General features: G+C 44.2%; 10 protein-coding genes and 3 pseudogenes. 11 read left to right on the top strand and 2 right to left on the bottom strand.

Annotated elements, in window-relative coordinates; all coding sequences use genetic code 11:
- The first annotated feature begins 70 nt into the window (after positions 1-70).
- The 8 genes and pseudogenes from B9T16_RS21015 to B9T16_RS20980 all read left to right on the top strand — a co-directional run bounded on the left by B9T16_RS21015 (position 71) and on the right by B9T16_RS20980 (position 6,508).
- Positions 71-1,282 (top strand): group II intron reverse transcriptase, encoded by a 1,212-nt coding sequence (locus B9T16_RS21015; RefSeq protein ID WP_410245681.1) that lies wholly within the window; start codon positions 71-73, stop codon positions 1,280-1,282.
- A gap of 146 nt (positions 1,283-1,428) precedes the next feature.
- Complete coding sequence (locus tag B9T16_RS21010; protein WP_006617491.1) at positions 1,429-1,944, top strand: hypothetical protein; 516 nt, start codon at positions 1,429-1,431, stop codon at positions 1,942-1,944.
- 133 nt (positions 1,945-2,077) lie between these two features.
- Positions 2,078-2,431 carry a DarT ssDNA thymidine ADP-ribosyltransferase family protein gene (locus B9T16_RS21005; protein WP_006617490.1) on the top strand — a complete coding sequence of 118 codons (354 nt, stop codon included), beginning with the start codon at positions 2,078-2,080 and terminating at the stop codon, positions 2,429-2,431.
- Positions 2,418-3,474, top strand: a pseudogene (locus B9T16_RS21000) (macro domain-containing protein). Before B9T16_RS21005 ends, B9T16_RS21000 begins: the two are co-directional and overlap by 14 nt.
- 152 nt (positions 3,475-3,626) lie before the next feature.
- Positions 3,627-3,953, top strand: a complete 327-nt coding sequence (locus tag B9T16_RS20995) for a DUF433 domain-containing protein (protein ID WP_006617489.1) — start codon at positions 3,627-3,629, stop codon at positions 3,951-3,953.
- A gap of 21 nt (positions 3,954-3,974) precedes the next feature.
- A pseudogene (locus B9T16_RS20990) lies at positions 3,975-4,313 on the top strand (DUF5615 family PIN-like protein); the annotation flags it as partial.
- Positions 4,314-4,411: 98 nt separating this feature from the next.
- Positions 4,412-5,323, top strand: a complete 912-nt coding sequence (locus B9T16_RS20985) for a hypothetical protein (protein ID WP_410245680.1) — start codon at positions 4,412-4,414, stop codon at positions 5,321-5,323.
- An 18-nt stretch (positions 5,324-5,341) separates the two neighbouring features.
- Positions 5,342-6,508: a cysteine desulfurase family protein gene (locus B9T16_RS20980; RefSeq protein WP_410245679.1), complete on the top strand. Its 1,167-nt coding sequence runs from the start codon at positions 5,342-5,344 to the stop codon at positions 6,506-6,508.
- A 173-nt stretch (positions 6,509-6,681) separates the two neighbouring features.
- On the opposite strand, the gene B9T16_RS20975 is transcribed toward B9T16_RS20980, so the two are convergent.
- The gene (locus B9T16_RS20975) at positions 6,682-7,206 is read right to left on the bottom strand and encodes a hypothetical protein (protein ID WP_410245678.1); all 525 of its coding nucleotides are present in this window, start codon (positions 7,204-7,206) and stop codon (positions 6,682-6,684) included.
- 274 nt (positions 7,207-7,480) lie between these two features.
- Between B9T16_RS20975 and queC the strand changes: the two genes are divergently transcribed.
- A complete protein-coding gene (gene queC / locus B9T16_RS20970) occupies positions 7,481-8,161 on the top strand; it encodes a 7-cyano-7-deazaguanine synthase QueC (RefSeq protein WP_410245677.1) in 681 nt (226 codons plus the stop codon).
- A gap of 287 nt (positions 8,162-8,448) precedes the next feature.
- Complete coding sequence (tatC, locus tag B9T16_RS20965; protein WP_410245682.1) at positions 8,449-9,351, top strand: twin-arginine translocase subunit TatC; 903 nt, start codon at positions 8,449-8,451, stop codon at positions 9,349-9,351.
- Here the strand turns inward: tatC and B9T16_RS20960 are convergent.
- Complete coding sequence (locus B9T16_RS20960) at positions 9,307-10,500, bottom strand: glycoside hydrolase family 10 protein (protein WP_410245676.1); 1,194 nt, start codon at positions 10,498-10,500, stop codon at positions 9,307-9,309. The two genes, tatC and B9T16_RS20960, sit on opposite strands and share 45 nt — an antisense overlap.
- A gap of 176 nt (positions 10,501-10,676) precedes the next feature.
- Here B9T16_RS20960 and B9T16_RS20955 point away from each other — a divergent pair.
- Positions 10,677-10,914 (top strand): annotated as a pseudogene (locus B9T16_RS20955) (calcium-binding protein); the annotation flags it as partial.

Below are 10,914 nucleotides of genomic sequence, written 5' to 3'. Positions count from 1 at the left end.
AGGGGTATCCACATCAGGAGCCGTATGAGATGAAAGTCTCAAGTACGGTTTTGAAGTGGAGTTGGGGAAGGTGACTTCCCTTTCGACCATAACGAAATGTTTTGACCGAATAAACCATGATTACCTACTGTCCAAAATTCATTGTCCAAGCTGCCTAAAAAGAGACCTGAAACAATGGCTCAAAGCTGGTGTGCTAGATAACGGTGTATTCGAGGATACAGAAACAGGGACACCTCAAGGAGGGGTAATAAGTCCAATACTCGCTAACATCGCATTGGATGGCATGATTAGGTTCATAGAGACAATGTATCCAAAGAAAGCAGACAGAGCGCAGGCTACTGTTATAAGATACGCCGATGACCTTGTAGTGATATCCCCATCACTAGAAATCATTGAACAGTGCAAGACTGCTATTTCTGAATGGCTAAAACCTGTAGGACTAGAAATAAAACCTGAAAAGACTCGAATCTGTCATACACTCAAAACTATTGAGTATGACGGTAAGACAGAGAATCCAGGGTTCGACTTTCTAGGATTCAATATCAGGCAATATCCAGCAGGAAAATACAAATCTGGGAAAACAGGCGGGGCAGCAAGCCGATTAATCGGACATAAAACCCACATAAAACCCAGCCATAAAGCAGTTAAAGCCCATACAGAAGTGATTAAAGGTGTAATCAAACAACATAGAACAGCACCTCAGTCAGCCCTGATAAAACATCTAAACCCGATTATTCGGGGATGGTCAAATTACTACTCAGCGGTAGTCTCAGCAGAGACCTTCAATAAGCTAGACCTCATAATCTGGTTAATGTTACGGGCATGGACAGCATCAAGATGCAAAGGGGTGAACTACGAAAAGCTGAGGAACTATTTCAGACATGGAACGGTTAAACTTAGCAATGGGAATGAAAGACAGGAATCTTGGTTATTCCAGACCAAAGAAGGATTCCAATTATGGAAACATAACTGGACCCCAATTGTCAGACACACCTTAATACGCCCCGACGCAACACCATACGATGGAAATTGGACTTACTGGGCAACCAGGAGAGGACAAGCAATCGATACGCCAAATAAGGTAGCAAAAGTACTTAAAAAGCAAAAAGGCAAGTGTACCTGGTGCGGGCAATTCTTTACCCCATCAGATTTAATTGAAGTAGACCACATTGTACCTAGAAGCCATGGCGGAAAGGATGAATACAAAAATCTTCAACTATTACATCGCCACACCCGCGATGATAAGACAGCTCTTGATGAAGAGATGATGCTGTACTCTTAACAAGGAGACGGTCAGACTAGGAGCCGTATGAGGTGAAAGTCTCAAGTACGGTTTTGAATGGGAGGGGTAGACCGTGAGGTCTATCTCGACCCCTAATTATTCTATTTTTGTAAAATTATAATAAATAAGGGATCCACACTCCTAGAATGGCTATCATAGAAGGATTCACTCGACGAGAAACCCTCGACCTAACGGCTACCACCTCCAATCGCCTGCAATACCTAGAACGGTGTCAACTGGTAGTCCCGCACCGAATCAGCAACTCCCGAAGGCCCACCGTGATTTATACCTGGGAGCAGGTTTTAGAAATCCGGGCCATCAAAAATCTTCGAGAAGTCATCTCGCTCCAGACGGTGAGAAGCATTATCAAATTCCTCGATGAGAGCGGATTTGACGATAGCTTACGTGACAAGCAGCTAGTCGTTATTGATGAAGAGGTAATCTGGGTTCAGCAGGATTGGAAAGACTTTGCCGACAAACTCCCGTCAGTTCTGAAGGTGGCAGGACATAAAAACAAAGATGTGGGTCAGTATCTCTTGGTGGTTATTCCACCTCTATCTCAAATTGTGAACGAGGTATGGCTGGCGGCTGAAAAATCGACTGTAGTCCATTTTGAGAGTTTTAAGCAACGGGCTAAAGCCAAACCGACTCAGGTAGCATGAAAGGATTCTCAGAGGGACACTTCAACAGCAACCCCTATGTCGGTATCACCCCTAGATTTCCTCACGGGTATCACTCTATCTGGCGATCGCAACTATCCACCCTATTACCCATATTAGAAATTTACCCTCTATCTTGCGTTCTGGTGGCATCCTGGCTAACAAGCGCTTAAAATTTCAGCGGATCAATTATGTAGATATTGCTCACGAAACTATTCAGAATAAACGCGCTCAAATTAATATCCCTTGTTCAAGGGGCGGCACGCTTCACGATTACGTTCCCTGGTATTTTGCGCCTCGTTCTCCGATGCTTTATGCCATCTCCAGAGGCAATGTTCAAGGATATGAAGAGGGGCAAAGTCCGGTGGTTCACTTAGTGGCTACAGCGGAGGATATCGCAGCGGCAGGTCTTCCTTTAAAATCAGTTAAAATGAATGGGTTGATTACAACGAGAACTCGGGAATTTTTATCCGGCAATGATTCAGTTTAAGCAAGGCAACCTATTGACCGAAACGACTGAGGCCCTGGTGAACACCGTTAACTGTGTCGGTGTCATGGGTAAGGGGATTGCTTTGCAATTTAAGCAGGCATTTCCGGAAAATTTCCGAGCCTATAAAACAGCTTGTGATGCTAAGAAAATCCATCCCGGGCAGATGTTCGTAGTTGCTACCCATGAGCTATTTCCAAAATACATCATTAATTTCCCCACTAAGCGCCACTGGAAGGGAAAATCTAAAATAGAAGATATTGAATCGGGATTAATTGCACTGGTTGAGGAAGTCAAGCGGTTAGAAATTCGCGCTTATCGCGATTCCTCCTCTGGGATGCGGAAATGGGGGCTTAGATTGGACGGAAGTCAAGCCTCTCATCGTTCAAGCTTTTGCGGAAGTTCCGGATATTGAGGTGGTTATTTTTGAACCCACTGGTGCACCTGTTGCGCCTCAAATTCCAGTGGCTACCTCTACCCCCAAAATGACCCGGGGACGGGCTTTATTGATTCGCTTGCTGGAATTGTACGGCATTCCCGGGTATCGCTTAACTAAGCTGGAAATTCAAAAACTCGCCTATTTTTTGCAAGTAGCAGGCGAACCGTTAAGACTGCGCTATATCAAACATCAATTTGGCCCTTATGCAGAGAATCTCAATCATGTTTTGCAAAACATTGAGGGTCATTACATTCGCGGATATGGCGATCGCACTGAAACCTCTGCAATTTATGTATTAGAAAAGGGTCGTGACGCTGCCGATCGCTTTTTATCAGAACATCCCGATACCGGCGATCGCCTGCAACAAGTCAGCGATTTAATTGAAGGATTTGAGACGCCTTACGGGATGGAAATGTTGGCAACCCTTCACTGGATTGCGACGGAAGATCCGCCAGCGGCAATGGATTGCGATCGCGCCATTGAAAGAGTACAGGAATGGAGCGATCGCAAACGCACTCTATTTAAACCCAACCATCTGCGAAAAGCTTGGGAACGCCTTCACTCTCAGAACTGGTTTCATATCAATAGGGATGCCGAAACCCAATAATGTTCATGACCAAAAAAATGAGGGGATGATTAGTATTGATGAAACTGCCCGATGGAGAACCAGAGGAATTTGATAAGCTGGAGTTGTAGATTTCTGAAGTGGCGATCGCAGATTTCCGATTTTACAGATAAAATAGTCCCACCTCTTAAAATATGACCCTAAAAGAACTAGAACCCCAACTCCTAGCCTTAACGCCAGAAGAAAAAGCCCAAGCGATTCAAATTCTCGCCCAAAGTTTAAGTAACGCTTGGAAAGGGATTGAAAAAACCCCCGGAGTCTGTGGCGGCGATGCTAGAGTCGCTAATACGCGCATCCCCATTTGGTCTCTCGTCAACTCTCGTCGATTAGGGGCATCTGATGGTCGTATTTTACAGGATTTTCCTCAACTCAGCGCCGAAGATTTAGTCAATGCTTGGAACTATTCCCAGGCACACCCAGATGAAATGGAAGCGGCAATTCACAGAAATGAGGAAGATTGAAATAGGGCTCGTCTTTATGCCGATGAAAATTTTCCTCTTCCCATTGTCGAATTCCTGCGTTTAGTGGGTCACGATATCCTCACCATTGCCGAAGCTGGCAAGGCAGGATTGGGAATTCCTGACGAAGAGGTATTGGCATTTGCCGTTCATGAGGAACGGTCTATTTTAACGCGGAATTGGGATGATTTTAGACGACTGCACCGCTTTCACCCCAATCATTACGGCATTATCATCTGCAAAGAAGATTTGAATACAGAAAGACAGGCACAGCGGATTGCTGATGCTATTGCCAGGGAAGAAAATCTCAAAGGTCAATTGATTAGAATTACTCGGGCATCAGAACCGGGAAATAGCATCTAAACTAGGCTCGTTTGAATTGACCCCCGATGGCCTAGTTAGGACTCTCTATTGATTGAATTATGCTATAATCGATTAACTTTTTTATTTGAAATTATCCTATGCATAGAATTATTATTGATGTCCCGGATGAACTTTCGGGACACCTGACACAAATCGGCGAGATTCAGCCCAACTATAAAACCCAGTCTAGGGATACTGATATCAATGCCGAACTCCATCAGTTTAAATTGTGGCGATCGCTGCCTTTATGGAAAAAAGCTGCCATAGTCAGCGGTTGGACAAAAGGGGTTTGGGAAATGTCTCTCATGGCGATTCAAAACCGCTATCCTCAAGCCAGTCCATTAGAAATTCGTCATCAATTCGCACTTCGCACCCTAGATGATGAAACAGCTTTAAAAGTTATTGGGCAAAACCTAAATCAACCCGTTATGATTACTGACCCGATTTCTCAGGTACTTGTGGTGACGGCAATTCTCGACAAACTTGGTATCCCTTACCTCATCGGTGGTTCCGTTGCCAGCAGCTTATTAGGAGAACCTCGCAGCACTCAAGATATTGATTTGGTGGCAGACTTAACCTTACCCAAGGTTCAACCATTAGTCGCGGCATTGCAACCTCGATTTGATGTGGACGAAGATACCGTAAAATCCGCAGTCCGCTATCAAAGTTCGTTTAATATTATCGACAATGAGTCGATTGTAAAATTTGACATTTTTATCTTAAAAAACAACCCATTTAGCCGATCTGAATTTGAACGTCGTCAAGTGCAAATTGTTCGCACTAACCCTGAGCAAACCTTAGTTTTGCCGAGTCCTGAAGATATTATCTTACAAAAGTTACTGTGGTATAGAGATACCAATTTTAGCTCAGAAAAACAGTGGCGAGATATTTTAGGGGTGATGAAGTTACAAGGCGCTACCCTTGATTTTGAGTATCTGCAATATTCGGGAGAACAACTCAAGTTAGCAGAAACCCTAGACCGAGCTTTGGGCGAATCAGGATTATTGTAACCAGTTGATGGATATCTGATGACTGACTCTCCCCCTATCTATCTCGACTACCACGCCACCACGACCGTTGACCCCAGAGTGGCTGAGAAAATGCTGCATTACATGACGGTAGAATTTGGTAACGCCAGCAGTATCGACCATATTTATGGCGATCGCGCCCAAAAAGCAGTTTCTCAAGCGGCGCGACAAGTGGCGGAATTAGTCGGCGCTTCCCCAAGAGAAATCATCTTTACTTCTGGCGCTACTGAAAGCATTAATTTGGCTATTCAAGGTAGCATCATTAATCATAAATCCCCATATTTGCCGACAATGGCTGTCTCTCCGGTGGAACATCCAGCGGTTTTAGATACGGGTCAGGCTTTAGTTAAACAAGGGTTAATTGATATCACTTATTTGTCCGTTGATCAACAGGGTAAAATCGACTTGGCATCGGTGCATAAGGTTTGCCAGGATGGGGTTTCTCTGTTATGTATGATGGCTGCTAATAACGAAATTGGGACGATTTATCCCATGGCAGAAATTGCTAAAATTGCCCAAGCTCACCAAGTCCCTTTTTTGTGCGATGGGTCCCAAGCTGTGGGCAAAATACCTATCAATTTTGAGGAATGGGGAATCACTTATTTGGCGATTTCTGGTCATAAACTCTACGGACCAAAAGGAGTCGGGGCGTTGGTGGCTAGAAAAGGTTATCCACTCAAGCCGATTCTGTTTGGCGGCGGACATCAAGGAGGAATTAGGTCTGGTACTCTCAACGTGCCGGGAATTGTGGGGTTGGGAGAAGCCTGTCGTCTGCGAGGTTTGGAAATGGCAGAAGATGAGGCAAAAATTGCTAATTTGCGCGATAAATTACAGGATTTACTACTTGACAAAATACCGGGTTTGGTGATTAATGGAGATATTAATCATCGCTTATCGGGAAATCTGCATATTTCGATTCCAGATGTTCCTAATAGTGCGATTATAGCACGGGTGCGCGATCGCCTGGCAATTTCTACGGGGGCGGCTTGTTCCTCTGGAGTAGAAGCACCGTCCCATGTTTTGCGGGCGATCGCTTTATCCCCAAATGCCATGGAAGGTGCTTTGCGGATTGGTATCGGCAAATTTACCACTGAGTCGGAAATTGATCGCGCTGCGGAGATTTTAGGGGGTGCTATTGGTACTATCCGCCAGTTGATGGAACCCTAGGGCGATCGCCTAATTCCCTCAACTACGCCACACTCACCCAGGGGCTATTTTGCCTCAAATATCCTGTGCTCTTATCTACTAATAAATCACGTCAACCATAAAAAAACCAGGTTAAAACCCTGATATATTTGGGGCTATAACCTAGTCAATTGCTAATAGTAATTAAAGGGTAATTACTGCTCAATAATTCCCGCATAATTATGATTATGATAACACCAAGCCAAAATAGTCCCAGTGGCGAACAGTTTTAAGGCTTCCAGACTTAGGTAGCTAAAGTGTAGTTGATTCATCCCCTCTGGAGTCGATTCAACAGCGTTAAATAAATTCAGATTTACACCTAGGGCAGTCATTTGGGGGGTGAGGCTATAGGTGTACAACAAAGCGATCGCCAACAAGATAGAAGATAACACCGTCAGGGTACGAATCCGATTGCTGAACCCTTCAGGAAGAGTCATTCCTAAAACCATCATTCCCGTTAAAGCTAAGGCGGCGCAGAGGATTTCAATATGATTAAATGCCGTGAAAACTATTCCGCCTGTAGAGGCAAAACTAGGTTCTTGCATCATCCCAGATAGATACATCGCTGGCATAATTACTACATCCAACAGTAGGCTACCACCAACCCACAATGCCATGGTCATCAGAACCAAAGTTAGCCAGCGGGAAGGATTGTATTGAACTTTAGGTATAAATGTCATGAATAATACCTCGTAACTTCTAGTTTACTTATTAACCAGTGTAGCGAATTTTTGGGGAAGTAAATATGAAGTATTTTTGCGATTTTCCGTGGGCAGAGGATTGTTAAGAAGTTTGTCGTAATTTAACTAAATGCGATCGCCTTCTATCCCCTAGCAGATGGTGATTTGCTCCCCTCTTAGGGTGATAGCCCATAGATATGGGTAATTGTTATTAACTTTTGTTACAATTAATTCTATGATTAAGTAAGATGAAGTTGGGTAAAGGCGAGAAAACGTGAAAGCAGTAATTCTACTCTCTGGTGGACTTGATTCTTCCACAGTGCTGTATCAGGCGAAAGCTGATGGCTATGAATGCTATGCACTGTCATTCAACTACCAGCAGCGACACCTACGAGAATTGGAAGCGGCGGCTAAAATTGCACAGGCGGCGGGGGTAGCAGCTCATCAAACCGTAGAGTTTGACCTCAAGCGTTGGGGAGGGTCAGCCTTGACTGATGATAACATCGATTTACCTTGCGATCGCACTTTGGCGGAAATGTCCGCAACCATCCCCATTACATACGTCCCCGCCAGAAATACCATTTTTCTGAGTTTTGCACTCGCCTACGGCGAAACCATCGGAGCCGATCGCATTTATATTGGAGTCAATGCACTAGACTACTCAGGATATCCCGACTGTCGCCCTGATTATATCGCCGCCATGCAGTCCGTGTTCCGTCTGGGAACCAAACAAGGACGCGAAGGTAATCCTATCACCATCAACACTCCCCTAATTGACCTCAAAAAAACAGATATCATCCAATTGGGGAACAGTTTAGGGGTTCCCTGGGAGCATACCTGGTCTTGCTATGGGGGAGAAGCTGAAGCCTGTGGGGTATGTGATGCTTGTCGTTTGCGTCTGGCTGCTTTCCAAGCCTTGGGGTTAACTGATCCCATTTCCTATGCTAAAAGATAACATCTAACTAACTCTCTTGTTCATAGCGCCAAACACTCCCTAACAGTTCCCTAACAGTTAATTCTATGGAAGACCAATTTTCACAATCTCCTAATTCTGATGCTTATGAGGCTCTGTGTCAAGAGGCGACTGTTCTGCATCAAAGAATTACCAATCTCAAACAACTTCTCGCAGAAACCGAACGGGAGAATCAGAAACTACGCACTCAATTGGAAGCCCAAGATACTCTCAAAACCGAGAACCCAACCCCCCCAAAAACGCCCGTAATTGCACCAGATAGCTTGACTATGGCTCCCACTCCTCCACAGGTGTCGAGACCCACTAATACTAATGGCAAAAATCCTCAAGCGCCCTTGAACGGTAATGGCTCCGTAAATGGTTACCAACCCGCCACCTCTACTAGGGCTAAAAGTTCATCAACAGCCACCGTCATTAAACCACCAGAACCTCAAATTTCCCCCGATGATGATGACTACCTCAACCAAATTCCTGATGAGGTAGAAATGTCTCTGTTTGACCACCTGGAAGAATTAAGACAGCGCCTTTTTTACTCATTAATTTCTGTGGTGATTGGGATAGTTGTTTGCTTTATAGCAGTTAAACCAATTGTCCAAATTTTAAAGGTTCCCGCTCAAGGGGTAAAACTTTTACAATTGGCTCCGGGAGAGTATTTCTTTGTCTCCATTAAAGTCGCGGGATATAGCGGTTTACTGGTGGCGAGTCCGTTTATTATTTTTCAGATTATCCAGTTTGTTTTACCCGGACTTACCCTCCGGGAACGACGAATTTTGGGACCCGTTTTTCTGGGGTCAACTTTTCTGTTTTTAATCGGATTGGTTTTTGCTTATCTGGCTATTGTTCCGGCGGCTCTCACCTTCTTTATTAATTATGGTTCTGATGTGGTAGAACAGCTATGGTCAATTGCTGAATACTTTGAGTTTGTCCTGAAATTGCTGTTGGTAACTGCGATCGCATTTCAAGTGCCAATTATTCAGATTGTTTTGGGGATATTGGGTATTGTATCTTCTGGGAAAATGTTATCTATCTGGCGATATGTGTTGATGGGGGCGGCTATTCTGGGGGGATTTTTAACCCCCTCTACTGACCCCTTGACTCAAAGTCTGCTGGGAGGCGCTATTGTGTTTTTATACTTTGGCGGCGTGGGGGCGGTTAAACTCATGGGAAAATAACTTTTTTAGGCGATTTTCTCGCTCCTCTGGGGAGTCTTCCGCCCAATTCCACAGGCTTTCATAGAAGAAAAAACAGACTCCCGCAAAATGGCGATCGCGTACATTTTTTACCTGTTCTTCCAAGATGTTAGTCGCTGTAGGACGATTTTTGAGACCGCTTAAAATCCCGATCGCCACCGGAATATGATTTTTCGCTAATTCGATTTCTGCTCGTTCTAGTTCCCTAATAAAATGAGACATATCAGAACGATATATTTGCGGCACTAGCTCTTCTATCCAACCTTTTCTTTCCCAGGTAAACCAGTCCTGAAGATAAGCCGGAAGCGCAAAATGTAGGGGGTTCGGAGACAACGAAATCAGACAATCTTCTTGAATTGCTTTCACCCCATAAAATACCTTCTCCATAAACTTATTAAGTTGGTCGGCTCGCCATCTCACCCAATAGGTATCTAGGGGATTGTCTGGCGGTGATTGACCTTGATGCTGCTCCTTAAATAGTTTAACGGTAAAGGGGTCATAACCTAACTCAGCAGGTAAGCCAAAATGATCATCAAATTGAATGCCATCAATATCATAGTTTTTGACAATTTCAGTCACTAGATTTAAAATGAATTGTTGTACTTCGGGATGAAAGGGATTTAACCACACCCACTCAGGATTTCCTCCCGGTTTCGTGAAACTACCATCTTGGGTTTGTGTTAACCAGTTCGGGTGAAGTTTGGCTAATTCTGAATCAATGGGAGCCATAAACCCAAACTCAAACCAAGGAATAACTTTTAATTCCCGTTTATGTCCTTCCCTCACCACCTCCGAGAGCATATCTCGTTTTTGTAATCCGGGGTGGGGGTCTCTGGAAATACCAAACGCCTCCTCAGCTACACGGCTAGGATATAGGGTATAACCTCCCTGCCACACTGTGGGGTAAATAGTGTTAAAATTCAGGTTTCGCAGGCGGTCTAAAGCCTGAGTTAAGCCGGTTGTTGAAAATAAAATATTGCTGTCAACATTGGTTAGCCAAACTCCCCTAATTTCGGTGACAGACCTCGCTGGAATTGGAGAACTAGAGGAAATGGCGATCGCCACAAAAACACTAACAGCCACTACCAATAAAATCAACAGTTTCGGCAAGGTATAGCGCGTTTTAGTCATCTCTTCTCATTCCTACTTGTGTCTGTCGGTGAATGATTCTTAATTATCCACGATGATCGTAAATTATTAAGATTTCGGCTATCAATTGGCTGCTATGCTTTTGTGGTAGACTCTCTCAGAGAATATGCTATTCTGAAAAAAATGGCTCTAGCAGTATTGATCGTGAGGTAAGTTAGATGAGTGCTTTTGGGTTTGGCACGATGGCAGAGGATATAAATATATCACCATTATCTGACCTTACCGATATTATTGATCACGAATCCATACGCTCAGAACCAGAAACCGAGGAGATCGGACTCCTTGACAATGGGGATAATGGCGATAATGATACCCTTCCCGTGGATAATGGCGATAATGGCGATAATGGCGATAATGACACTCTTCCCGTGGACAATGGGGATAATGGCGATAATG

It is taken from the genome of Arthrospira sp. PCC 8006, assembly GCF_046480465.1.
Lineage (GTDB): Bacteria > Cyanobacteriota > Cyanobacteriia > Cyanobacteriales > Microcoleaceae > Limnospira > Limnospira platensis.
Note: the sequence above shows the minus strand (reverse complement) of the source record. Positions and strands in the feature narration are given on the sequence as shown.

Bases quoted from the DNA above. Each gene is read 5' to 3' on its own strand.
- B9T16_RS20995 (WP_006617489.1), top strand. From the start codon at position 3,627: ATGACCCTAAAAGAACTAGAACCCCAACTCCTAGCCTTAACGCCAGAA.
- B9T16_RS20975 (WP_410245678.1), bottom strand. From the start codon at position 7,206: ATGACATTTATACCTAAAGTTCAATACAATCCTTCCCGCTGGCTAACT.
- tatC (WP_410245682.1), top strand. From the start codon at position 8,449: ATGGCTCCCACTCCTCCACAGGTGTCGAGACCCACTAATACTAATGGC.
- B9T16_RS20985 (WP_410245680.1), top strand. From the start codon at position 4,412: ATGCATAGAATTATTATTGATGTCCCGGATGAACTTTCGGGACACCTG.
- B9T16_RS21010 (WP_006617491.1), top strand. From the start codon at position 1,429: ATGGCTATCATAGAAGGATTCACTCGACGAGAAACCCTCGACCTAACG.
- B9T16_RS20960 (WP_410245676.1), bottom strand. From the start codon at position 10,500: ATGACTAAAACGCGCTATACCTTGCCGAAACTGTTGATTTTATTGGTA.
- B9T16_RS20980 (WP_410245679.1), top strand. From the start codon at position 5,342: ATGACTGACTCTCCCCCTATCTATCTCGACTACCACGCCACCACGACC.